This is a genomic window from Streptomyces sp. HSG2, from assembly GCF_016598575.1.
GTDB lineage: Bacteria > Actinomycetota > Actinomycetes > Streptomycetales > Streptomycetaceae > Streptomyces.
Genome location: NZ_CP066801.1, coordinates 3941371 through 3964035, shown reverse-complemented (window position 1 = coordinate 3964035; position 22665 = coordinate 3941371). Strand labels below are relative to the sequence as shown.

Here is a 22665-nt window from a genome sequence, read left to right as displayed (position 1 = left end):
GGGCATCGTTGCCGGTCAGGCGTTCGGGGTTCGCTTGGGTTGTGGCATGAGCATGCGCAAGCCGTACCCGAGTGATCTCACCGATGAGCAGTGGGAGCTCGTCGAACCCGTGATCACGGCGTGGAAGGCCCGGCATCCGTCGGTCAGCGGGCATCAGGGGAAGTACGCGATGCGGGAGATCGTGAACGCCATCCTCTACCAGAATCGCACGGGGTGTCAGTGGGAGTTCCTGCCCCACGACATGCCCCCGCCCGGAGCGGTGAAGTACTACTTCTACCTCTGGCGCGACGAGGGCACCGACCAGGACATTCACGACCTGCTGCGCTGGCATCTGCGAGAGAAGCGGAAACGATTAGCCGACCCGAGCCTGGTGATCCTGGACACGCAGAGCATCCACGCCGCAGTCGGCGTCCCGGCCACGACGACCGGCAAGGACGCCGCGAAAAGGGTGCCGGGGAGGAAGAGATGCCTGGCCGTGGACGTACTGGGCCTGGTCGTGGACTGCGTCGTCCTGCCCGCCTCCGCGCACGAGAACACCGCCGGCATCGCCCTGCTGGACGGTGTCGCCGGGCAGTGCGACACCGTGGCCAAAGCCCTGGTCGACCAGGGCTTCAAGAAGAAGGTCGTCGATCACGGCAAGAACGTGGGCATCGACGTCGAGATCGTCGAGCGCAACCCGGCCGGCAAGGGCTTCGTCGTGCAGGCCAAGCGGTGGATCGTGGAGCAGACGAACGGGATCCTGATGTTCTACCGCCGTCTCGTACGCGACTACGAACACCGGCCCGCCTCCTCCCGATCCCGCGTCTTCTGGGCGATGACCTCCGTGATGAGCCGCCGACTCACCGGAGCCACCCTCGCTTCCTGGAGGACCACGTGAGCGAGAACCCACAGGTCAAAGCCATCCTGGAACACATCGAAACCCGCGAGCGTGAACTAGCCGACCAGGCCGGGCAGTTCCGGGACCGCATCGAGGAGCTCAGAGTGCGGCTCGGCGAGATCGACGCGGAGAGCGAGAACCTGCGCATCACCCGCAAGACCCTCCTCGCTCTCCCACTGCCCACACCCGCCACTGAGCCGGACCGCCCCGACATCCCGGACCACCCCGCCTACCAGCAGATCCTCACCGCCCTGGCCGACGAGGGCCGACCGATGCGCGCCCGCGACCTCTGCCAGGCCCTCGACCTGCCGACCCTCCCGAAGAACACCGAAGGCATCCGCTCCAAACTGAAACGCCTGGTCAGCCGCGGCATCCTCGTCGAACCTGAACCCGGCTTGTTCACCCGCCCCGAGACCTGAAGGCCACCCCGAACCCACGACCAGCGGTCCTTCCCCAACCCTCAATCACGAAACGGACAAGAGCTCACGTTCCGCACTCTGAGTACGCGACGCCGGTGTCGGGGTGGCATCGGAGACGGCCCGGCGATGCCGCCCGCCAAGTGTGCCGACCTTCCGCGCTGATGACACGTCCACACAAGGAGTGCCGAACGCCCAAGGGTCGCCAGGAGGGCGTCGGACAACGCGGTCCGGACGAGACTTCGAAGGCAGGTGAACCGGACACCTGGCGAGGTGACGACCTGAAGGCGCCGCCGCGAGCCCGTCGACGCGGACCGAGGCCGCCGGGCGCCGGACGTGGTCGACAGCGGCACGACGAATCCCGCCTCGCCCCGAGGGTCGCCACACCGCATGATCATCAACTTGGATACGCGGTCGGCCTCTTGACACAATCACGGCCCGGGATGACAATAACGCGCCGCTCGCACCGAACCCGGTCGAGCGTGCTCGGCGGCGCTCCATCCGTCCCCGCGCCGAGAGCCGCGAGGAGACGTTTTTCCGCCGCGCCGCCGGACACCCCACGCCCACCACCGAAGGAAGGGCATGTCTTTGCCGAACACGGACGATGATCGCGCGGAGCGGGCGATGGCGTCGGAGCAGCGGCACGTGTCCGACGTGTACGAGTTGCTCACCACGCGGTTGTCCCAGGCGCGCACGGACCGGGCGAGCTTGCTGAAGGCCCGGGCGGAAAGCCCCGGCGAGACCCACGAGCGAGAGAACGCCGCCGAGCGGCTCACCAAGGAGATCGGCCGACTGGAGGGGGCGGAACAGGGCCTGATCTTCGGACGGATCGACCGGACCGACGGCCTGACCCTGCGCATCGGGCGGATCGGCCTGCAACGGGACAAGGACGACGTACCGTTGCTCGTCGACTGGCGTGCCCCCGCGTCGCGCCCCTTCTACGAGGCGACCCCGGTCCACCCCATGGAGCTGCGCAGGCGTCGCCACCTGCGCCTCCGGGAACGGGCGGTCGTCTCGGTCAGCGACGAACTGCTGGACGGGTCCGCCCCGACCGACGAGGACGTCGTGGGGGACGGACCCCTGGTCGAGGCCCTGTCGGCACGACGGACGGGCAAAATGCACAGTGCGGTGGCGACGTTGCAGACCCAGCAGGACGAGATCGTCCGGTCCCCCCATCGCGGAGTGACCGTCGTCCAGGGCGGGCCGGGCACGGGCAAGACGGTGGTCGCCCTGCACCGGGCCGCCTACGTCCTGTACGCGTTTCCGGGCGTCGCCGCGGAGGGACTCCTGGTGGTAGGCCCGAACGCCCGCTTCCTCGACTACATCTCGCAGGTCCTCCCCTCCCTCGGGGAGAACGATGTCGACCTCGCCACCTGCGGGGAGCTGGCCGGGGTACCCACGGCCGGCGGGGACCCGTTCGACGCGGCACGCGTCAAGGGAGGCCTCGACCTGGCCGAGGCATTGGCCGCCCTGCTGCGAGATCGCCAGGCCCGCACCGGCGACTTCGTCGTGAGGGTGGGGCGCGAGCCGGTCCACCTGCCCCACGAGGAAGTCGCCGCGGCCCGTGACGCCGCGCTGGCGGCCGTGGCGGGACACAACCCCGCCCGGGAGGTGTTCAAGGAACTTCTCGTCGACGCCGTCACCGACGCCGTACGAGAGGACTTGGAAGACACACTGGAACAGATCGAGGCCGACGTGGAGCGAATGACGGGAATGGACCTCGACCAGTTCACCCAAGTCGCCCAGCACCGTGTCGAGGGTGCGCCCGCCCAGGGGCCTGCCCATGAAGTGGACGTGGACGCCATCCGTGCCGATCTCCTCGAAGACCCCGGCGTCGACCGAGCCGTCGAGGAACTGTGGCCCCGGCTGACCTCGACTGACCTGGTGACGGCCCTGCTCACGGACTCCGGCACCCTCGCCGAGCGTCTCCCCCACCTGAACGAGCGGGAGCGCTCCCTTCTGCTGCGCGCTCCGGAGGCCCCCTGGACCGATGCCGACGCGCCCTTGTTGGACGAGGCGGCGCACCTGGTCGAAGGCCCCCCTCGACGGACGTACGGGCATGTCGTCGTCGACGAGGCCCAGGAACTCACCGCCATGCAGTGGCGCATGATCGTGCGTCGCTGCCCGGCGAAGGGCATGACAGTGGTGGGAGACTTCGCCCAGGCGGGCCCGTCCGCGACGGAACACGACTGGAAGGGGGCGCTGACTCCCCACGTCGGAACCGGTTTCGCACTACACGAGCTGACCGTCAGTTACCGCACCACCCAGGAGGTCCTGGACGGTGTCCGGGGCCTGCTCGCGCGGATCGACCCGGAGCAGAGGCCCACCCGATCGCCGCGCAGGGGCGAGAGCCCCCGAACGGTGACCGCGCCTCCGGACGGCGTCGCCACCGCCGTCCTGCGGGAACTCGTCGCCCAGAGCACGGCCCACCCGGGGGAACTGCTGGGGGTGGTCTGCACGGATTCCCGGGTCGGCGAGCTGGTCCGGCGGGGCGTGGCTCGGCATGCCCGCGTCGTGCCCACCACGGAGGCCCGCGGGCTCGAATTCGACGGGGTCGTCGTCGTGGACCCCGAGGGCATCACGGCGGCGCGCCCCGGCGGGGAACGAGACCTCTACGTGGCCCTGACCCGAGCCACCAAGCGCCTCTGTTCCATCGTCGTCCGGTCCGCCTGACACCACCGGACCGACAGCACCGCGCGCCCGTCCCATCGGTCCGCACAGTGGGAGTGCGCCATGCGCCTCCGGGGCTCGGGCGGGCGACGGATCCGGTGGGCAGGACCATAGGGGCCGGCTCGACCGTGGCGTAGTAGCGCCGCGCCTACACAGGTAGGAACGGGCTGGGTTTGCCGTGCCAGGAGATGCGCAGCGCGTCGCGGGCTCGGGTAGTGGCGACGAACAGCTGGTTGCGGCTCTTCTTGAGTTCGCGTTCGTACCGCTTGGAGTCGGTCGTCTTGTACTTCTCGACGACAGCGGTACGCGGGAGGATGCCGTCGCTCGCGCCGACAACCGCGAGCTTCTGGTACTCGACTCCCTCGCGATCTGGGAGGCGCTCGACGACCGCGAGCGCGAGGCGTTCGAGCGGCACCTCCTCCAGGACACAGCGGCCGAAGACCTCGTCTGGATTCTCGGCCACTTCGGACACCGCGTGTCGGCCTCCACCATCCGTACGTACCGGCGCCGGCTGCGCCAGGAAGCGAGCGACAGCGCTTGAGCGACTCCCTTCCTCTCCAAGCCCGTGGGCCCGTCCATACCGGCCCGTCAGACCGACCCCGACAAGGACTTCACCCGGCAGATCGAGGTGACCGGCGACGCCGCCGAGGTCACCGTGCGCGGCCCCGCCGAGATGGACCCGAAAGGCACTGCGGCCACCGTCCTACGCGCCCACGGCCTCGACCCGGGCAACTGGGAGGTCAAGGGCTTCCGCAGCTCCGAGTGGACGATGCCGAACGGCGAGCTCGGTGTCTCCACCCGCTTCACCTTCACCCGCGCCATGGTCACCACCGAGCCGGACCGCCCCGACCTCGGCGAGCTCCTGGCGGCCGTCGAGGCGTACGAGCCGCGCTGGCCCGCTGCCGGTCTTCCCCAGGGCGATCACACGTACGTCATCGCCCTGGGCGACATGCAGTTCGGGAAGCTCGACGGCGACGGCCCGGCCGGCACGCTGCGACGCACGATCGAATGCCTCAACAAGGCTGCTGACCTACTGGAGGTCTACCGCGAGCGCTTCCCCATCGGGCACGTTCACCTGGCCTGGCTCGGCGATCACGTAGAGGGCTTCCAGTCGCAGGGCGGCTCGAACGTCTGGCGTACGTCGCTGACGCTCACCGAGCAGATCCGGCTGACCCGTCGCGTGATGCTGCACGGCGCTCTGACCTTCGCTCCGCTCGCGCGACGGCTGACGATCGCCGCCGTGCCGGGCAACCACGGCGAGGCCGTACGGATCACTGGCAAGGGCGTGACCCGATACGACGACTCCCACGACACGGAGGCCCTGATCTCCGTACGCGACGCACTGGAGCTCAACCCTGAGTTGTTCGAGCACGTCGAGTGCTTCGTCCCGAACACCGACGAGCTGACCGTCGTCGTGGACTGCTCGGGGACCGTGGTGGCGCACGCGCACGGGCACGGGCACCAGTGGCGGCCGGGCAAGCACTTCGAGTGGTGGAAGGGCCAGGCGTTCAACAAGGCGAGCGCACTGCACCAGGCCGATGTACTGCTCGCCGGTCATCTGCACCACGAGTTCGTGGACACGGACGGCCCGCGCACGTTCATCCAGCCCCCGGCCATGGAGAGCGAATCGACGTGGTGGCAGCACGCGAAGGGCACGACCGGGGCGCCGGGCCTGGTGGTCGCCGTGACGAAGAACGGCGAAGTGCCGGTGAAGGAGGTGGTCCGATGAGTCTGCGTCTCGCCGACTTCGACGCGTCCGAAGCCGTCGCGGCGGCCGACTGGTCCGTTCTCGCCGAACCGCAGGTCGAGAGCGTCGTACAGGCAGTCGCCCGCGCCTTCGCCCGAGACTACGGGCTGACGCTGGAATACGAGGACGCCTACCAGGAGGCCGTGATCACCGTGGCCGAGCGGGCTGCCTACGTACGGCAGATCCTCGCCGACGCGGGAGCCGGCCTTCTGCACCGCTGGCTGTCCCAGCGCCTACGGGACCGCTGGCTGACGGAGGCGAAGCACCGCACCGCACACGTCTCCTACGAGGCCGCCCGGCACAAGGCGGAGAGGAGTGGCCTGTGACGGCCTACGACCGGCGACTCGTCGAGCACCTCCTCCCGGCGGTGTGGGACCAGGAAGCGGCGTACGGCATCCGCAACCCGACAGCGCCCGACGCCGACATGCCGAAGGGCACCGTCGACCCGAAGGCCGCGGGCATTCTGTTCGCCCACCTCGCCGACATCCGGCGAGGCTGGGCGACCGCCCCGCTCACCCCCGCCGAACGCCAGGCCCTTGTCCTCCGCTACGGCGCGGACCTGCCAGACGACGAGGCGGGCGCGTTGCAAGGAGTGACGGGCAGGGCGACGCGGTACCGGTGCGAGCGGGGTATCGGGAAGATCGCGGCGCACCTGAACGGCGACGAATACATCGACGGCTACGAGGACAGGGTGCCCTCCCCGCCGGGTCATATGGATTGAGACACTCGCTGACTCTTCCTTGATTGCGTACGCACTCGGGGTAACCGTATCCTTCCGGTCAACGCGTTGACGGAGACAAGTAGCCAGGGATCACGCGAGCCGAGAGAGCCGCCGGTAGCTGGGAAGGCGGTCTCGCGCCCCCTGGTGAAGACCCTCCCGAGCGCGGGGAGGAACGGCCCCCGCCTGTTGGCCCAATGCCCCGCCGGCCGGCCCCCGTCACCGGGCCCGAACGAGGCTGCCACTCTGTGGCGGCGAAAGTGCGGTGGCACCGCGAGTTGCCCTTCTCGCCCGCACTCCCAAGGGATCATGACGACGTCCTTCGGAGGACCGCAATGATCCAAAGCCGCGTACACGTCTCCGACCTGCGAGAACACGTCGGCCGTACCGTTACCGTCCGCGGATGGGTAAACACCCTCCGCCTACAGCGCAAGATGCAGTTCGTCATCGTGCGGGACAGCACCGGCCTGGTACAGGTGACCCACAAGCGTGACGACGGGCCGCTGGAGGCCCAGCTCGAAGCCCTCACTCCTGAGTCCGCCGTCAAGATCACCGGCCGGATCGTGGACGCTGCCCAGGTGAAACTCGGCGGCCTGGAAATGGTCCCGGAGTCGATCGAGGTCTTGAACCGGGCCGAGACCCCGCTGCCGATCGACGAGCAGACAGGGCTGGAGCAGCGCCTCGACTGGCGCTTCCTCGATGTGCGCAAGCGGCCAGCCGCCCAGATGATGTTCGCTGTGCAGACCACCCTGGAGCAGGGAATGCGTGAGTACGCCTACGCGCAGGGTGCCACGGAGATGCACACCCCCAAGCTCATGGGCACCGCCTCCGAGTCCGGCGCCGAAGTCTTCGAGCTCGGCTATTTCGGCCGCAGTGCCTACCTGGCGCAGTCGCCGCAGTTCTACAAGCAGATGGCCATCTCGGGTGGGATCGACAAGGTCTTCGAGATCGGCCCGGTCTTCCGCGCCGAGCCCTCGTTCACCTCCCGGCACGCCACCGAGTTCACCGGTGTCGACGTCGAGCTGGCCTGGATCGACGACGTCGAGGACGTCATGGCCTTCGAGGAGCGGATGCTCGCCCACGCGATCGCCAAGGTCGCCGATGCCCACGGCGAGGCCATTCGAGAGCAGTTCGGTGTGGAGATCACCGTTCCCACGACGCCCTTCCCCCGTATCACCATGGCCGAGGCGCAGGAGATCCTACGCAAGGGCGGTTGGGACCCGGAAGGGATCAAGGAAGACCTGGACCCGGAGGGCGAGCGGAGCATCAGTGCTCACATCCAGCAGGCCACTGGTCACGAGTTCGTGTTCATCACGCACTACCCCGTGAGCATCCGGCCCTTTTATCACATGCGGCCGGCCGACAACCCGAGTGTGACCCTGAGCTTCGACCTCCTCTGGAAGGGGCTGGAGGTCACCACCGGCGCGCAGCGCGAGCACCGGTATGACGTGCTGCTGAAGCAGGCTGCCGAGAAGGGCATGAGCCCTGAGCCGATGCAGGACTACCTGAACGCGTTCCGGTACGGGTGCCCGCCGCACGGCGGTCTGGGCATGGGTCTCGGACGAGTACTGATGGTGTTGCTCGGCCTGGAGTCGATCCGCGAGGCCAGCTTCCTCTTCCGCGGCCCGAACCGGCTCACGCCGTAGCCTCTCGCTGGCTGCGCCCCACGACACGGGCCAGGTGCCTCGTGTCGTGGGGCGCGGTCTCAGTAGCGGACGTTGCGGAGGTCATGCGTCCATGCCTCTGCGGGGTTCTTGTCCCAGTAGGCCCGCAGCGCCAGCTCCCGCTCGGAGTAGCGGCCCTGGTGACAGAGACCGCCGTGGGAGAGGGTGACGCTCATGGCGAGCGCTGACTCGGTGGTGACCCAGTGTGGCGTCAGGGCATGGCTCCACAGCTGGTCGCCGGGGTGCATGGCCACTGACTGGCGCTCGGCCGCGTCGTGCTCGGGCGGCTCCTCCCCGGTGGTCTCGCCGATGACCGCCGCGTCTGCCGACAGATGCTTGTCGGGGTCGAGGTAGCTGTGGAACGTCTTGGTGCCATGGACCTGCCAGACCAGGCCGTGTGAGTTGTCGTTGTGATACGTCGAGGACGCGCCCTCGGTGGACAGGAACAGGATCGGCGCCAAGCGCTGCCAGGTGAAGCCGCGAGCGGACAGGTGGGTGCGCCAGGGGACCATGACCTCGTCCTGGAAACTGTCCAGGACGTCGTCGTAGAAGCGGCTGAGGTTGAAGTGCACCAGCCGAAACGGCCAGGTGACGATCTCCTCGATCGGCGCGGTGCGGAAGGCGGCGGTGCGGTCCATACGCACCTGCCAGTCGTCGTCTCCGAGGATGGTGAACCGGACCTCCTCGTCCTTGCGGACGTGGTCCAGAATGTCAACGGTCGGCAGGAACAGGTAGTCGAAGGCGACCTCTATCGGGAAGTTCGGAGGCTGTCGCCATCGGTGGGTGAAGTCGTCGGGTGTCGTGATCGTCATAGCGCGGTCCATAGGAGTCGTGTACGTCGGGCCGTCCTCACGCCAGCGCGGTGCATGAGGCACTCGCGTCGTCGGACGCGGCGGAGGAACGGCAGATGGCAGCGCAGTCCGGGGTCACGCGGTCCTGCGCCGGTTCGATCAGGAACCGTCTGATCGCGGCCCGGGGCGCGTGGACGCTGACCGAAGCCCGCCCGTACGGACACCGCCGTATGTGACCGTCAGCGGACACGTAAGCGGTCGCCGAGCGGCACGACCACCGCTCACCCCCGGTCGTCGGCAGTTGCAGATCCCGCAGCTCGCCCAAGTAGGCCCGGTACCGGTCGGACAGTTCGAAGTAGCGGCCCAGCACGTCAGCGTCGAGACGCTGCTGCACCAGATAGTCCTGCACCGATTTGCCGTCTCGGCGCAGACTGCGCTCGTCGAGGACGACGGGGCTGAACTGGACCTCCACCTCTGCCTCGGCCACGAGGTCGGCCATCTCCCTGCACTCACCGTCTTTCAGGCCCCAGCAGGTGACGTGCAGGATCTTCGTGTCGGTGCTGATCACGCGCAGTGTTTCGATCGCCGAGGCCGCTGTCCGTGTGGTGCGCCCCATCAGCATCGCGCCCTGTGAGTCGGCGGAGACGGTGACGTTGGTCAGCAGGTGCGCCACCCGGGAGAGGGCGGTCACCTCGGCTACGGTGCGAGCCGAGGTCACCATCGATACCGCCATGCCGAACTGTAGAGCGAGCCGGACGAGTTGCCTGAGTTCGGGATGGTGAGTCGGCTCCCCTCCGGTCAGGCACACCCCCTCCACACCCGTCTCCTTCAGCCGGGACAGGGTGCGGGTGTAGGTGGCGGTGTCGAGGAAGCCATGCGCACGGTCGGCCCGGAAGCAGAACCCACAGGCCACCTTGCAGTGTCCGGCGGTGGACACCAGGGCCGTGCGGACTGGGGTGCTCATTGCACCCCCGTGTTGTCCCACACCGCGATGTCCACGGTGCTCCTGTAGAAGGCGCACATCTCAGGGTCCGGGGTGCCACCGCCGATGAGGGCCTGTTCGTTGCGGGACGGCCCACCGCATATGGCCAGCGCCGGGCAGTTCCCGCACTCGGGGATCGGTGCGACGTTCTTCGCCACGCCGGCCAGGAGGCCGGAATCGGCCCGCAGCTCGTCGAGGGTGTGCAGGAACGACGGCTCGGTGAAGTTGATGTCGCACAGGCTTACCCGGTTGCCACGCAGCAGGGCGGCGTTCAGGCTGCGGTCGCCCTGCATGTGGTCGAACAGCATCGGCCGCCGCGTGTCGAGGGCCTGGAAGGCCCGGTCGAGGACCGAGAACAGCATCCCGCCCCGTCCCAGGGCGGCCAGCCGGGCCTCGTATAGTTCCCGGGCCAGGTCCGCGCCCTTGACCCGCCACCGGCCCCCGGTCGGGATGGGCGTGTTGACGTAGATGAACTTCAGCCCAAGGTCATCGATGATCCACCGGACGGTTTCTGCGAGGCGCCCGATGTTGGCGGATGTCGGGGTGAGGTTACAGCCCACGTGCAGCCCTTCAGCCTCGACGAACCGCGCGACGTTGCGGCGAATCCGGTCGTCCGCGGGCTGCCCGCCGAGCAGCAGCCTGTTCGCGGAGTTGACGCCCGGGGGGCCGTCGATGGAGATGCCGACCCCGTACTCGTAGGCGACGAAGTGGTCGAGGGCCTCGTCGGTCAGACGGGCGCCGTTGGTGACGACCGTACGCCGCACCCGCGCCACGTCGTAGCGGTCGGCGAGGGTGTCGGCGAGTTGGTCGCCGTAGCGCATGAGGTCGAAGCGGATGGTCGGCTCGCCGCCGAACCATTGGATGGACACCTCTTCCTGCCCGGCGTTCTGCTCGAACAGGAACTCCAGCCCCTCCGAGAGCTCTTCCTTCGTCATGTCCGGCTTGCCGGTGTTCGTATCGACGAAGCAGTAGGTGCAGGCCATGTTGCAGCGGTCGGTGAGGACTACGCGGAGGCCGCTGACACGGCCGGGAGTGGCGTCGAGGCCGAGGAGTCGAAGACGGTCATGGAGTGCTTCGCGCCGGTCGGCCACGGGGCCGTCCGGGGTGAAGCCGAGCCCTGCGAGGGCTTCATGGGTCGCGGTCGGGGGGACCCCGGCGAGGTCGTGGACCTCGCCGGAGTCGATGAACACACTGTCCAGCGTGACCGGGTCGAGGAGAACCGCTTCCCCGTCCCGCTCGTACTGGAAGTACTTCCCCCACAGCATCCGGGGGACGGCCATGGTGCTTAGGCCGCCGTTTCCTCGGCGATCCCGAGTTCGCCCATGACCTCGCGGACCTGCTCCTCGGCGGCGGCCTGGAGCTTCGCAGAGGTGGCCGGGGAGCCACCGTCAGCGAGGACGATCACGCCGGGCAGCGTCGGGTTCGGCACGATGACCGTGATGCCGGCCGGGTCGGTGCCGATGACCATGACCGCGTCCTTCAGCTCGACCCAGTCGGTCCGCTCCTTGAGGGCCTCCATAATGCGGCCCTGCTTCTCCTGGAAGGAGGCACGCTCCCCCATCCACACGCCCGCCTTGGACTTGGAGTCCACGACGTCCGCGTAGATGAGGTGATCCTTCTTCTCTCGCCTGGCTTGAGGCATGGCTGATCCTCTCTGTGTGTCGGATGTGCTGTAGCGACCACTTGCCTCCGCCGGGGACCGGCGGGGACCGCCCCACGGGGAGTCGGGTGAGGCGGCGTCTAACCGCTCCGCGGCGACGGAGCACGGCGGTACAACTTTCAGAGCCGATGAGCCTGGGCCGCGGAGCGAGTCCTAGAGGGTGCCTTCGCGCTCCCTGCGCGCCTTGATCAGGACACGGTGAAGCAAGTCAGGTGCGGCCAGGGCGCGAGGGCTCGTGGGGAGGCGGTGCCAGTACAGTCCGGGCCCGGATGTGTGTTTGGCTGGCGGGACCAGGACGTGGCAGGACAGTCCCAGCGCGACGGTGCCCGGTTCCCCCCACCGCGCCGCAGTGCCGACCGGCGTCAAGAAGTACATACGTGGTTCACGGCCGCCCTCGTCGAGGATGGCGGACCCCACGGGCAGCCCCTGCTCCTCGATGAGTTCTACAGCCCTGCGGCCCACGTGCTCAGGCGCGCGGATGGCGTCCCACCACGTACCGGCGGGACACAACTCCGGCTCGTTGCCGATGGGCATCCACCTCGGCAGTCGAGTGGTCGGTATCGCGTCCTGCATAGGAAAGGCCCCCTCACAACTGGATGTGAGAGTGCGGTATGTGGCGTTCTGTCGGTCTTGTCATCGCTCGATGGTGTGACGTTGGGGCATCGTTGCCGGTCAGGCGTTCGGGGTTCGCTTGGGTTGTGGCATGAGCATGCGCAAGCCGTACCCGAGTGATCTCACCGATGAGCAGTGGGAGCTCGTCGAACCCGTGATCACGGCGTGGAAGGCCCGGCATCCGTCGGTCAGCGGGCATCAGGGGAAGTACGCGATGCGGGAGATCGTGAACGCCATCCTCTACCAGAATCGCACGGGGTGTCAGTGGGAGTTCCTGCCCCACGACATGCCCCCGCCCGGAGCGGTGAAGTACTACTTCTACCTCTGGCGCGACGAGGGCACCGACCAGGACATTCACGACCTGCTGCGCTGGCATCTGCGAGAGAAGCGGAAACGATTAGCCGACCCGAGCCTGGTGATCCTGGACACGCAGAGCATCCACGCCGCAGTCGGCGTCCCGGCCACGACGACCGGCAAGGACGCCGCGAAAAGGGTGCCGGGAGGAAGAGATGCCTGGCCGTGGACGTACTGGGCCTGGTCGTGGACTGCGTCGTCCTGCCCGCCTCCGCGCACGAGAACACCGCCGGCATCGCCCTGCTGGACGGTGTCGCCGGGCAGTGCGACACCGTGGCCAAAGCCCTGGTCGACCAGGGCTTCAAGAAGAAGGTCGTCGATCACGGCAAGAACGTGGGCATCGACGTCGAGATCGTCGAGCGCAACCCGGCCGGCAAGGGCTTCGTCGTGCAGGCCAAGCGGTGGATCGTGGAGCAGACGAACGGGATCCTGATGTTCTACCGCCGTCTCGTACGCGACTACGAACACCGGCCCGCCTCCTCCCGATCCCGCGTCTTCTGGGCGATGACCTCCGTGATGAGCCGCCGACTCACCGGAGCCACCCTCGCTTCCTGGAGGACCACGTGAGCGAGAACCCACAGGTCAAAGCCATCCTGGAACACATCGAAACCCGCGAGCGTGAACTAGCCGACCAGGCCGGGCAGTTCCGGGACCGCATCGAGGAGCTCAGAGTGCGGCTCGGCGAGATCGACGCGGAGAGCGAGAACCTGCGCATCACCCGCAAGACCCTCCTCGCTCTCCCACTGCCCACACCCGCCACTGAGCCGGACCGCCCCGACATCCCGGACCACCCCGCCTACCAGCAGATCCTCACCGCCCTGGCCGACGAGGGCCGACCGATGCGCGCCCGCGACCTCTGCCAGGCCCTCGACCTGCCGACCCTCCCGAAGAACACCGAAGGCATCCGCTCCAAACTGAAACGCCTGGTCAGCCGCGGCATCCTCGTCGAACCTGAACCCGGCTTGTTCACCCGCCCCGAGACCTGAAGGCCACCCCGAACCCACGACCAGCGGTCCTTCCCCAACCCTCAATCACGAAACGGACAAGAGCTCACGTTCCGCACTCTGAGAGGACCATTCCACGCTGGAAGCGGGTGCGCGCGCACAAACTGTCCGCACCCAATTCAAGTCAACTCCCTGCAGAGACTTGCCCGTTGCGCTAAGCGACGCCAGCCCAGGCGCCGAACGCCGACAGCTCGGCGGACGGATGAGCGTCCATGCGCAGCAGCGCGCCGAGCGTTTCGCGTACGGATGGGTGGAATCGGGTGTGGTTCGGTGCGATCTTCCGTGCTCGCTTCAGATCGGCGAACGCGCCGCCGCGGTCGCCTTCCGCCAGGCGTGCGGAGGCTACATCGATGTGGTGGTGGCTGGATCGCTCACCCACTGTGGTGGCTGGCGGCGCCCACTCTGCTCCGCTCTGGCCCCATTGGGCGAGCCGGGCCAGGGCCTGCTCGCTATCACCGGTGTCGATCAGCGTGTGCACCGAGTGAATCTTGGTGTTCGTCGGCCCGAAGCTCATCTCGTAGGCGAGGCTGTCACGGTTGCCCGCCATGCGCGCGACCTGCTCGGCCTCCTGGAGGAACTCCTCAGCTACATAAGGGTTGTTGTCCCGCGACTCCACCACGGCGAGCTTCAGCACCAGCGCGCCATCGACCGCCAAGGCGTCGTCGGTGTACGAACGTTCTGGCTGGAAGCGCTCCAACTCTTCGCGCAGCCCCTTGAGCTTGCGACGCGCCGACTCCGTCGCGCCCTGCCGCAGCATCGACCCCGCGACCAGGTAGCCGGCCGTGACTTGCATGAGAGGGTCACCGCTGCGGTCGGCCGCCCACCGAACCCGCTCCAAAGCCGTGTTGCCGAGGTCGTGGTGCCCCATCTTGTGGGCCAGGCTGTTCACCGCGCGGTAGGCGCGGGCCAGGTGCCAGAACGCCTTCTGCTGTTCGTCGTTGCGCGCACCGAGCGCCACGTGCGTCAGCTCGGTGATCACCGGAGGCAGCAACGATCCCATCGGCACGTACCGGGCGTCACGCCGCAGAGCCGCGATCTGGTCCACCTCTGAAGCCAGGACCGGCAGAGCGCGTGGACGCGTCTCCAACTCGTCGGGGGTGTCGAAGCACAGCAGGATGCGCCGCAGCTCCGGGATGACGGAGTGCACCCCGCCCTCGGCCTCCGGGTCTCCGTAGTACGGCTGCCCGGTCAGCACCTCAGGGCCGAAGTGCAGCGCCCGCGCCAACGCCAAGATCAGGCTCGGCGTCGCCTTGCGCGCGCCAGACTCCAGCTTTTGTATCAGGCTGGGACTCTGTTGCGCATTTTGGCTGGTGCTACGCGGCGAGTTGGTAGACGAGGCGGGACAGGCGGCTTGTCCAGGATCGTCTGGTGCGGTGGGGCTGGCGGCTGGCCCAGTGGGCGTCGAGCCGGATGATGTTGATCGCGGTGGCGGAGAAGGCGTGTTGGAGGGTGACCTTGGGCAGGCCGCGGTAGCGGGCCCGGCGCATCCCGGTGACGTCGAGGGCCTGGTTGATGGTGCCCTCGACACCTGCACGCAGGGCGTACTTGGCCTGCCAGGTGTCGCTCTTCTGCTCGGCGCGGGCGGCGGTGACGTGCTCGTGGACCTCGCGGGGCCGCAGGGTGAGCATGCGATTGCCGCGGACGGCAGCGGTGCACCGCTCGCGGGAGGGGCAGGGGCGGCAGTCACCGCCGGCGAAGGCGATCACGATGGCGTCGCGGCCGTGCTGTTGCACGGGATACCAGCCGGTGCTGGTGCTGCCCTCGGGGCAGGTCACCTGGCGGGTGTTCCAGTCGATCCGGAACGCGGCCTTGTCGAAGCCCTCGGCCTCCCGTGCCTGGCGGGAGTGGTCGCCGAGGAGCGGGGTGATCATGGTGATGCCGTCGCGGGCCGCGTCGGTGACGAGGTCGGCGGAGGGGTAGCCGGAGTCGAGGTAGTGCTCGCCCGGCTTGACCTGGCGTTCGGCCAGGCGGTGCTGGATGGCGGCGGTGGCAGTCACGTCCGGCGCGGTCGAGGCGGTGGTGGCCACGTCCGTGATCAGGTGCGGGGCGCCGGCCGCGGCGGGAGCGGTGCCGTCAGTGCCGCCCGCACCGTCAGTGCCGTTGTCGTTGTCGCAGGTCTCGGTGAGGTGGACCTTGTAGCCGCACCAGAACAGCTCGTCTCCCTTCGCCGACCAGCGGGCATCCGCGTCGTAGGGCGAGGCGAGCCGCAGTTGTCCGGGCGGGACGCCGTCACTGTCGGCCTCCCGCTTCCTGACCACCTCCCGTCCCCGGGCGTTGCAGGTGACGTGGTAGGTCTGCACGAAGATCCGCCGCAGCAACTCCACCGGCTCCACTTCGCGCAGCCAAGCGGGGGCATCCGGCTCGCGCACGGCGCGCAGCAGCACGAGCGCGTCCTGCCCGTAGACCTCGGCGAGCCGGTCCCGCCTGGTCTTCGACGACGGCAGCCGCCAGGAATCCACGCGGGCCGCATACCGCAGCTCCCACTCGGCGACCCGCTCAGCCCCGAACCGGCCCGCCAGCCAGGACGGCGCCGCACCGGCCAGCGCCTCCAGCACCGCGCGCACGCTCTCCCCGGCCAGCTCCAGACGGTTCAGGTCCCGCACCGCACTGATCACGTGCGTGGAGTCCGTGCGCTGTTTCCCGCCCGCGCCGACCAGGCCCTTGCCGCGGCAGTGCTCCAGCAGCCGGTCGAAGACCAAGCGCTCCATGCCGTGCTCGACCAGCCGAGCCCGGAACCTCGCCAGCACCGTGAAGTCGAAACCGGTGTCGGTCAACTCCAGTCCCAGCGCGTACTTCCACGACAGGCGCTCACGCACCGCCTCCGCGGCCTGCCGGTCGGTCAGGTTCTCCGCGAACTGCAACACCGTGACCAGCGCCAGCATCCCCGGCGACAATCCCGCCGGCCCGCGCGCACCGAACGCCTCCGCGAACGGCTCGTCCGCGAACACCCCCGCCAACTCCTCCCGAACCCGCATCGCCAGCGAGCCGTCCGGGAACACCACCGCGGCCACCGCCGCCGTCAACTCCGGAACCTCTGGTAACCCCTGCGGCCGCATCGACACCGAGCACCGTCCTCCCCGGGCCCCGCAACAACCCGGCAGGACCCAACGGAACGATCATCCCCGACCCGACGAGCACCCCGCAGCAAAATGCGCAACAGAGTCGGCTGGGCGAGACCGCGACCCGCTGGGCAAGCTGCGCGGCGGACAGCCCCCGCGTCTTACGTGCCACCCGGAGCCGGTCCCCCAGCATCAAGCTCTCACCCACGTCGATCTCCTCGCTGATCGGAGCATTTTGGCCAGAGTACGGACCGCGAGCCCGAATTCAGAAGGTCTGTCGCCAAGAGTTAACGGTCCCTGCGTCAGGCCCGGCTTCCTCGCGTGGCTTCGCCCCTCCTGCCCGCTGCCCGAAACCTGTTGGCCGCAGGCTGCCACAGTGAGAGGCTCACGACATGATCAGCACTCCGCGCATCTTCATTGACGGCGGCGGCGACGGCCACCAGGCAATCGATCGAGCCTTCGTCACTGCCGCCCACGCGGCGGGTGTGAGCCGGGTTTTGTATCTCCCGTACGCGATGGTGCCGCAGCGCTGGCCGGGCTGCGCAGCATGGTTCGAAGCGGCGTACGGCGAGGCATTCGCCGAGATCATCATGCCGGAAAATCCCTCACGAGCCGCCGCCGAGGGAAAGGAGTTCGGCGCAATCTACATCGGTGGCGGAGACACGGGCCGCCTCCTGGACACGCTGCTCGCCACCGGCCTGGATGACCTGATCGCTCGGCACGTGTCGCGGGGCGGCCTCTTGTGCGGCGGCAGCGCGGGCGCGATCGTATGTGGCGCCACGATCCTGACCGCGCCGCCCGAGGAGCATTCGGCACGCAGCAACGAGGGTCTGAACCTGCTCGGCGGCGCCAGCATCCTGGCCCATTCCCAGGACACAGCCGCAGCCCGTGCCGGTGCGCTTCGCCTCGCTGCCGAACTGCGGGCGCCCGCTCTCTGGGCACTCCCAGAGAACAGCGGAATCCGGCTGGACGCGAACGGGGAACCCCGAGCACTGGGCGAGCAGGCGTGCTTGCAGTTCACCTCGGGCGGCCGGGTGTTGGGCTTCCCGTCTGACACCGTGTGACGATCTTGCCCCGATACGCAGGTAGTGCCTCGATCTATACGGAGTAATCAGGATTCGATGGCACGAACCGTGCGGTGTGCAATGTTTGCTGTCAGTCGATGCGCCGTGGTAGCGGCACAGCCTCGTAGAGCTGTCCCGCTACCACGGCGCCAGAGCAGCTACTCCAGAATGTCCAGCAGCGGAAGTCCGTCCACGATCTTCATCGTCTCCAGGCTGACGGTCACAATCCTCTTGAGGAGGTCGATGATGTATCGCGGATCGTCGGACCAGTCATTGGGGTCGTTGACGATGCCGCTCGGCTTGTCGGTCTTGACGTAGTAGCGATCGATGATCCACTCGATGGCGGAACGAGAACCGAGCTGGTAGCGGTACGCCTCTTCAGGGATGTTGGAGAGCGTAACGCGGTTGTTGTAAATGATCGTCGTCTTATCCCTCTCGCCGTTACGTGAGGGGAACCTCATCTTGCCGGTTGACACGCGGTACAGCTCGGACGGGGGCGTCTCCCCGGGGCTGGCAGGCGTCTCCACGATCCCGGCGTATGGCTCTGCGGACTCGTAGTTGAGGTGGATGTCGGCAAGCTTTCGGCCGGCATCGGCGAAGCCGCGGAAGTGAGCTGCCCCGAGTTTCGTAGAGTCCGCGATCGTGTGATCAAGCGGTCTGCGGGACTTCGTGCAGTTGCGCCCAGTGCGCCTGTTCGTACTCGTCGGGCGGTACGTAGTCGAGGGCGGAGTGGAGGCGTTCACTGTTGTACCACGCGACCCACTGGAAGACGGCCCGCTCGACCTGGTCGAAGTCCCGCCATGGCCCCTGATGCTCGATCAGTTCGGCCTTGAACGTGCCGTTCAGGGCTTCGGCCATCGCGTTGTCATAGCTGTCCGCGACGGACCCCACCGACGCGGAAGCCCCGACCTCCGTGAGACGTTCCGTATAGCGAATGGACACGTATTGCGACCCTCTGTCGCTGTGGTGGATGAGCTCGGCGTCCTTCTTGATCTTCTGCCTCCACAGCGCCATCTCCAGCGCGTCCAGTGGCAGGTCCGTGCGCATGTGCGTGGCGGCCTGCCAGCCCAATGCCACGTAGCGTAAGTTGATCAAGCTGTCCGGGTGGTCTGCTCTGGCAGGTTGACCAGGCGTACGGTGGGTGGCCCAGCGTGGCGGACACCGCGGTCGTCGGGTCGTTTTGCCGCGAATCGGCTGCGTCGTACGCGTTTGACCTTGCGGGGGTAACTGCGGTGGCGGCGCCGGGGGTTGAGGTGGCGTTTGCGGGTGATCTCCCGCTGGATCTCGGTGACGGCGGCAGCCAGGTCCTCAGGGGGAAACGGCCGCCGGATCGGCGATCCGGCGGCGCACGATCCGCAGCGTGCGGGTGGGGCTGAGCCGGTCGGGGTCGAGCCCGGCCTCCGAGGCCGCCCGGCACATCAGAGCGGCGAGGGTGTACTGCGTCAGCAGCAGCCCGAACACCTCCTGTTCGACCAGCTCGGGGCTCTTGGAGCGCAGCATCCGGCCGACCGGGTCGAGCAGCTCCTTCAAGATCTTGTTGGCGGTCTCGTGCTCCCACCGCTCGGCATAGGTGTGTGCCAGCAGAGGTGCGGGATGGGCGGCGGGGTCGGTGAGCGTGGTGAGCAGGCAGAACAGCTCGCGGTCGGTCGTGTCCCCGCGGTCTTCGACCTCGTACTCCACCACCCGTACCAGCCGGGCCCGTTCGGGGTCGGGTTCTGCTCCGGCGCGGGCGGCCTGGAGCAGGCGCGCGCGGGCGGCGGTTGTGACCGACGGCGCGTAGATGAGCGCCAGGTAGGAGCCGTCGCCCAGGTCCTTCACCCTGGGCAGTTCCGGGCCGGCTCCGACCCGCCACAGCAGCTCGGCCCCGGTCTGCGCGGCCCGGCACCACAGATCGAAGCCGAAGAGCCCGGCGTCCGCGGTGGCCAGCATGCCCTCCTCGAGGTAGTCGAGCAGACCGGCGAGCAGGGTGCGCTCGCCGCTGCCCTTGCCGTGGCACGGGGCGATCTCGGCGGCCAGCGGAGCGCGGGGTCCGTCCTCGATCAGAGTGAGCAGACGCAGCTGGGGGAAAGCGGAGCGCTCGCCGGCCGATCCGGGGTAACCGTAGGCGCCCGCGTTGGAGGGGGTGTCGGGCATGTCGAGGGTGGTGCCGTCGAAGGAGACCAGCCGCAGGCTGCCCAGATGGGCGCCGACGGTCAGCAGATCGGCGACCGGCACCGCGGTGCGGCGGAAGACCTCGCGCATCACCTGCGGGCCCAGCCGCTTGCGGGCCTGGGTAATCGCGCTGGCAGTGGGCACGGGATCGCCGCTGCGGCAGGCACCCAGGCGGGCCAGTGGCTCGATCATGCGGGCGGCGACCTCCTCGTAGTCCTCGCCGCGGAACAGCGCCAAGCCCATGAGCAGGTAGACCACCACATGCGGGGGCAGCTTGCCGTCGGAGCGGCGAGCCTGCCTGCCGTACTCGGCCACCACCTCGTCGATCACATCACGCGAGACATCGGCGGCCAGGACCCCCACGGAGACCAGATCCTGCAACTTCCGTTCCCGCAACGCGTCCTGATCCATGCCCGGCACGGTAGCCAACCCGACGGGCGGGGTGACGCGAACCCACCCCAACAACAAGATCAACTTACGCTACGTGGCATTGCCTGCCAGCCCACGATCCGGCGTGAGTACGCGTCCAGGACGAACGCCACGTAGACCCACCCCGACCATGTGCGGATGTAGGTGAGATCTGCCAGCCAGAGCTGGTTGGGCCGCTCGGCGGTGAAGCGGCGGTTGACCAGGTCCGGCGGGCGCGGCGCGGCCGGTTCGGGGACCGTGGTGCGGCGGCGCTGTCCGCGGATGACGCCCTCGATACCGAGCTCGCCCATCAGCCGCTCGACCGTGCAGCGGGCGACGCGGTGGCCGGCGCGGACCAGCGCGCGGGTGATGCGGCGGGCGCCGTAGGTGTGGCCGGAGTCCTCCCAAACGCCTGTGATTAGCGGAATCAGCTCCTCATCGCGGAGCCGGCGAGCCGACTTCGGCCGCGTCTTGCGCGCGAAGTACGTCGACGGTGACAGGTCCAGCACCCAATGCCACGTAGCGTAAGTTGATCTTGTTGTTGGGGTGGGTTCGCGTCACCCCGCCCGTCGGGTTGGCTACCGTGCCGGGCATGGATCAGGACGCGTTGCGGGAACGGAAGTTGCAGGATCTGGTCTCCGTGGGGGTCCTGGCCGCCGATGTCTCGCGTGATGTGATCGACGAGGTGGTGGCCGAGTACGGCAGGCAGGCTCGCCGCTCCGACGGCAAGCTGCCCCCGCATGTGGTGGTCTACCTGGTCATGGGCTTGGCGCTGTTCCGCGGCGAGGACTACGAGGAGGTCGCCGCCCGCATGATCGAGCCACTGGCCCGCCTGGGTGCCTGCCGCAGCGGCGATCCCGTGCCCACTGCCAGCGCGATTACCCAGGCCCGCAAGCGGCTGGGCCCGCAGGTGATGCGCGAGGTCTTCCGCCGCACCGCGGTGCCGGTCGCCGATCTGCTGACCGTCGGCGCCCATCTGGGCAGCCTGCGGCTGGTCTCCTTCGACGGCACCACCCTCGACATGCCCGACACCCCCTCCAACGCGGGCGCCTACGGTTACCCCGGATCGGCCGGCGAGCGCTCCGCTTTCCCCCAGCTGCGTCTGCTCACTCTGATCGAGGACGGACCCCGCGCTCCGCTGGCCGCCGAGATCGCCCCGTGCCACGGCAAGGGCAGCGGCGAGCGCACCCTGCTCGCCGGTCTGCTCGACTACCTCGAGGAGGGCATGCTGGCCACCGCGGACGCCGGGCTCTTCGGCTTCGATCTGTGGTGCCGGGCCGCGCAGACCGGGGCCGAGCTGCTGTGGCGGGTCGGAGCCGGCCCGGAACTGCCCAGGGTGAAGGACCTGGGCGACGGCTCCTACCTGGCGCTCATCTACGCGCCGTCGGTCACGACCGCCGCCCGCGCGCGCCTGCTCCAGGCCGCCCGCGCCGGAGCAGAACCCGACCCCGAACGGGCCCGGCTGGTACGGGTGGTGGAGTACGAGGTCGAAGACCGCGGGGACACGACCGACCGCGAGCTGTTCTGCCTGCTCACCACGCTCACCGACCCCGCCGCCCATCCCGCACCTCTGCTGGCACACACCTATGCCGAGCGGTGGGAGCACGAGACCGTCAACAAGATCTTGAAGGAGCTGCTCGACCCGGTCGGCCGGATGCTGCGCTCCAAGAGCCCCGAGCTGGTCGAACAGGAGGTGTTCGGGCTGCTGCTGACGCAGTACACCCTCGCCGCTCTGATGTGCCGGGCGGCCTCGGAGGCCGGGCTCGACCCCGACCGGCTCAGCCCCACCCGCACGCTGCGGATCGTGCGCCGCCGGATCGCCGATCCGGCGGCCGTTTCCCCCTGAGGACCTGGCTGCCGCCGTCACCGAGATCCAGCGGGAGATCACCCGCAAACGCCACCTCAACCCCCGGCGCCGCCACCGCAGTTACCTCCGCAAGGTCAAACGCGTACGACGCAGCCGATTCGCGGCAAAACGACCCGACGACCGCGGTGTCCGCCACGCTGGGCCACCCACCGTACGCCTGGTCAACCTGCCAGAGCAGACCACCCGGACAGCTTGATCAACTTACGCTACGTGGCATTGGGTCCAGCACCCGGCAGACGGGATCGACCCCGAGGCCCTTGTCGCGCAGGTGGTCGATCACCTGCTCGGCCTCGTCCGGGGACGGTCGATCTCCTGGGCAAAAAACACCGAGGCGGCCTTCAGGATTTCGTTGGCCCGCCTCAACTCGGCATTCTCCTTTCGGAGTTCCTTCAACTCCTCGCGCTCGGCAGTCGTCAGCCGGTCGTCGCGTTCACCGGCGTCCGCCTCGGCCTGGCGGACCCAGCCGCGCAGGGCCTCCTTGTGGATGCCAAGGTCGCGGGCGACGTGCGCGATGGGACGTCCGCTCGAGCGGACCTCGCGCACCGCGCGCTCACGCAGCTCATCAGGATATTTACGGGGTGCTGGCATTGCTCGTGGTTCTCCTTACGCCTGGAAGCGTAA

The 22665-nt window shown here is 68.5% G+C and carries 22 protein-coding genes and 2 pseudogenes; 11 read left to right on the top strand and 13 right to left on the bottom strand.

Annotation, left to right across the window (positions count from 1 at the left end; translation table 11 throughout):
* The first annotated feature begins 46 nt into the window (after positions 1-46).
* The 3 genes from JEK78_RS17090 to JEK78_RS17080 all read left to right on the top strand — a co-directional run bounded on the left by JEK78_RS17090 (position 47) and on the right by JEK78_RS17080 (position 3966).
* Positions 47-877: an IS5 family transposase gene (locus JEK78_RS17090; protein WP_200259770.1), complete on the top strand. Its 831-nt coding sequence runs from the start codon at positions 47-49 to the stop codon at positions 875-877.
* A complete protein-coding gene (locus JEK78_RS17085) occupies positions 874-1296 on the top strand; it encodes a hypothetical protein (protein ID WP_200259772.1) in 423 nt (140 codons plus the stop codon). The genes JEK78_RS17090 and JEK78_RS17085 overlap by 4 nt, the downstream gene beginning before the upstream one ends.
* Positions 1297-1917: 621 nt before the next feature.
* Positions 1918-3966: an AAA family ATPase gene (locus JEK78_RS17080; RefSeq protein WP_242483422.1), complete on the top strand. Its 2049-nt coding sequence runs from the start codon at positions 1918-1920 to the stop codon at positions 3964-3966.
* Positions 3967-4111: 145 nt separating this feature from the next.
* Here the strand turns inward: JEK78_RS17080 and JEK78_RS17075 are convergent, their stop codons facing one another.
* The gene (locus JEK78_RS17075) at positions 4112-4426 is read right to left on the bottom strand and encodes a hypothetical protein (protein ID WP_242483117.1); all 315 of its coding nucleotides are present in this window, start codon (positions 4424-4426) and stop codon (positions 4112-4114) included.
* Positions 4427-4528: 102 nt separating this feature from the next.
* On the opposite strand from JEK78_RS17075, the gene JEK78_RS17070 reads away from it, so the two are divergent.
* The 4 genes from JEK78_RS17070 to aspS all read left to right on the top strand — a co-directional run bounded on the left by JEK78_RS17070 (position 4529) and on the right by aspS (position 8074).
* A complete protein-coding gene (locus tag JEK78_RS17070) occupies positions 4529-5692 on the top strand; it encodes a hypothetical protein (protein WP_200260363.1) in 1164 nt (387 codons plus the stop codon).
* Positions 5689-6036 carry a hypothetical protein gene (locus tag JEK78_RS17065; protein WP_173262621.1) on the top strand — a complete coding sequence of 116 codons (348 nt, stop codon included), beginning with the start codon at positions 5689-5691 and terminating at the stop codon, positions 6034-6036. Before JEK78_RS17070 ends, JEK78_RS17065 begins: the two co-directional genes overlap by 4 nt.
* Positions 6033-6431, top strand: a complete 399-nt coding sequence (locus JEK78_RS17060; protein ID WP_200260360.1) for a hypothetical protein — start codon at positions 6033-6035, stop codon at positions 6429-6431. The genes JEK78_RS17065 and JEK78_RS17060 overlap by 4 nt, the downstream gene beginning before the upstream one ends.
* Before the next feature lie 332 nt (positions 6432-6763).
* Positions 6764-8074, top strand: coding sequence for an aspartate--tRNA(Asn) ligase (aspS, locus tag JEK78_RS17055; protein WP_200260357.1), 1311 nt, complete (start codon positions 6764-6766; stop codon positions 8072-8074).
* Between the two features lie 59 nt (positions 8075-8133).
* On the opposite strand, the gene JEK78_RS17050 is transcribed toward aspS, so the two are convergent.
* From JEK78_RS17050 to JEK78_RS17030, 5 genes are all read right to left on the bottom strand, one after another.
* The gene (locus tag JEK78_RS17050) at positions 8134-8904 is read right to left on the bottom strand and encodes a cupin-like domain-containing protein (protein WP_242483116.1); all 771 of its coding nucleotides are present in this window, start codon (positions 8902-8904) and stop codon (positions 8134-8136) included.
* Positions 8905-8941: 37 nt separating this feature from the next.
* On the bottom strand, positions 8942-9847 hold the full coding sequence (locus JEK78_RS17045; protein ID WP_200260351.1) for a radical SAM protein: 906 nt from the start codon (positions 9845-9847) through the stop codon (positions 8942-8944).
* A complete protein-coding gene (locus JEK78_RS17040; protein ID WP_200260348.1) occupies positions 9844-11145 on the bottom strand; it encodes a radical SAM protein in 1302 nt (433 codons plus the stop codon). The genes JEK78_RS17045 and JEK78_RS17040 overlap by 4 nt, the downstream gene beginning before the upstream one ends.
* A 5-nt stretch (positions 11146-11150) precedes the next feature.
* On the bottom strand, positions 11151-11507 hold the full coding sequence (locus JEK78_RS17035) for a hypothetical protein (protein WP_200260345.1): 357 nt from the start codon (positions 11505-11507) through the stop codon (positions 11151-11153).
* A 171-nt stretch (positions 11508-11678) separates the two neighbouring features.
* The gene (locus JEK78_RS17030) at positions 11679-12059 is read right to left on the bottom strand and encodes a hypothetical protein (RefSeq protein WP_242483115.1); all 381 of its coding nucleotides are present in this window, start codon (positions 12057-12059) and stop codon (positions 11679-11681) included.
* Positions 12060-12228: 169 nt separating this feature from the next.
* On the opposite strand from JEK78_RS17030, the pseudogene JEK78_RS17025 reads away from it, so the two are divergent.
* Positions 12229-13058, top strand: a pseudogene (locus tag JEK78_RS17025) (IS5 family transposase).
* A complete protein-coding gene (locus JEK78_RS17020) occupies positions 13055-13477 on the top strand; it encodes a hypothetical protein (RefSeq protein ID WP_200259772.1) in 423 nt (140 codons plus the stop codon). Before JEK78_RS17025 ends, JEK78_RS17020 begins: the two are co-directional and overlap by 4 nt.
* A gap of 172 nt (positions 13478-13649) precedes the next feature.
* Here the strand turns inward: JEK78_RS17020 and JEK78_RS17015 are convergent, their stop codons facing one another.
* Complete coding sequence (locus tag JEK78_RS17015) at positions 13650-14720, bottom strand: XRE family transcriptional regulator (RefSeq protein ID WP_242483114.1); 1071 nt, start codon at positions 14718-14720, stop codon at positions 13650-13652.
* An 88-nt stretch (positions 14721-14808) separates the two neighbouring features.
* Positions 14809-16551, bottom strand: coding sequence for an IS1182 family transposase (locus tag JEK78_RS17010; protein ID WP_200264119.1), 1743 nt, complete (start codon positions 16549-16551; stop codon positions 14809-14811).
* Between the two features lie 395 nt (positions 16552-16946).
* Here JEK78_RS17010 and JEK78_RS17005 point away from each other — a divergent pair, with 395 nt between their 5' ends.
* Complete coding sequence (locus JEK78_RS17005) at positions 16947-17618, top strand: Type 1 glutamine amidotransferase-like domain-containing protein (protein WP_200260339.1); 672 nt, start codon at positions 16947-16949, stop codon at positions 17616-17618.
* Between the two features lie 158 nt (positions 17619-17776).
* Here JEK78_RS17005 and JEK78_RS17000 read toward each other — a convergent pair whose 3' ends face one another.
* From JEK78_RS17000 to JEK78_RS16985, 4 genes are all read right to left on the bottom strand, one after another.
* Positions 17777-18361, bottom strand: a complete 585-nt coding sequence (locus JEK78_RS17000) for a type ISP restriction/modification enzyme (protein WP_200260336.1) — start codon at positions 18359-18361, stop codon at positions 17777-17779.
* Entirely contained in the window at positions 18267-18713 is a 447-nt protein-coding gene (locus JEK78_RS16995) for an integrase core domain-containing protein (protein ID WP_200260333.1), read from the bottom strand. The genes JEK78_RS17000 and JEK78_RS16995 overlap by 95 nt, the downstream gene beginning before the upstream one ends.
* A gap of 213 nt (positions 18714-18926) precedes the next feature.
* On the bottom strand, positions 18927-20180 hold the full coding sequence (locus tag JEK78_RS16990; protein WP_200258339.1) for an IS4 family transposase: 1254 nt from the start codon (positions 20178-20180) through the stop codon (positions 18927-18929).
* 59 nt (positions 20181-20239) lie between these two features.
* Positions 20240-20686: an IS3 family transposase gene (locus JEK78_RS16985; RefSeq protein WP_200260330.1), complete on the bottom strand. Its 447-nt coding sequence runs from the start codon at positions 20684-20686 to the stop codon at positions 20240-20242.
* Positions 20687-20769: 83 nt separating this feature from the next.
* Here JEK78_RS16985 and JEK78_RS16980 point away from each other — a divergent pair, with 83 nt between their 5' ends.
* Positions 20770-22023, top strand: coding sequence for an IS4 family transposase (locus tag JEK78_RS16980; RefSeq protein ID WP_200260327.1), 1254 nt, complete (start codon positions 20770-20772; stop codon positions 22021-22023).
* Positions 22024-22365: 342 nt separating this feature from the next.
* On the opposite strand, the pseudogene JEK78_RS16975 reads toward JEK78_RS16980, so the two are convergent.
* Positions 22366-22632 (bottom strand): annotated as a pseudogene (locus JEK78_RS16975) (transposase); the annotation flags it as partial.
* Between the last annotated feature and the right edge of the window lie 33 nt (positions 22633-22665).

What these genes read in the sequence shown, in the direction of transcription:
- JEK78_RS17065 (WP_173262621.1), top strand. Translation starts at nt 5,689, where the DNA reads ATGAGTCTGCGTCTCGCCGACTTCGACGCGTCCGAAGCCGTCGCGGCG.
- JEK78_RS17030 (WP_242483115.1), bottom strand. Translation starts at nt 12,059, where the DNA reads ATGCCCATCGGCAACGAGCCGGAGTTGTGTCCCGCCGGTACGTGGTGG.
- JEK78_RS17080 (WP_242483422.1), top strand. Translation starts at nt 1,918, where the DNA reads ATGGCGTCGGAGCAGCGGCACGTGTCCGACGTGTACGAGTTGCTCACC.
- JEK78_RS17040 (WP_200260348.1), bottom strand. Translation starts at nt 11,145, where the DNA reads ATGGCCGTCCCCCGGATGCTGTGGGGGAAGTACTTCCAGTACGAGCGG.
- JEK78_RS17010 (WP_200264119.1), bottom strand. Translation starts at nt 16,551, where the DNA reads ATGCGGCCGCAGGGGTTACCAGAGGTTCCGGAGTTGACGGCGGCGGTG.
- JEK78_RS17050 (WP_242483116.1), bottom strand. Translation starts at nt 8,904, where the DNA reads ATGACGATCACGACACCCGACGACTTCACCCACCGATGGCGACAGCCT.
- JEK78_RS17090 (WP_200259770.1), top strand. Translation starts at nt 47, where the DNA reads ATGAGCATGCGCAAGCCGTACCCGAGTGATCTCACCGATGAGCAGTGG.
- JEK78_RS17045 (WP_200260351.1), bottom strand. Translation starts at nt 9,847, where the DNA reads ATGAGCACCCCAGTCCGCACGGCCCTGGTGTCCACCGCCGGACACTGC.
- JEK78_RS16980 (WP_200260327.1), top strand. Translation starts at nt 20,770, where the DNA reads ATGGATCAGGACGCGTTGCGGGAACGGAAGTTGCAGGATCTGGTCTCC.
- aspS (WP_200260357.1), top strand. Translation starts at nt 6,764, where the DNA reads ATGATCCAAAGCCGCGTACACGTCTCCGACCTGCGAGAACACGTCGGC.
- JEK78_RS17035 (WP_200260345.1), bottom strand. Translation starts at nt 11,507, where the DNA reads ATGCCTCAAGCCAGGCGAGAGAAGAAGGATCACCTCATCTACGCGGAC.
- JEK78_RS16990 (WP_200258339.1), bottom strand. Translation starts at nt 20,180, where the DNA reads ATGGATCAGGACGCGTTGCGGGAACGGAAGTTGCAGGATCTGGTCTCC.
- JEK78_RS17005 (WP_200260339.1), top strand. Translation starts at nt 16,947, where the DNA reads ATGATCAGCACTCCGCGCATCTTCATTGACGGCGGCGGCGACGGCCAC.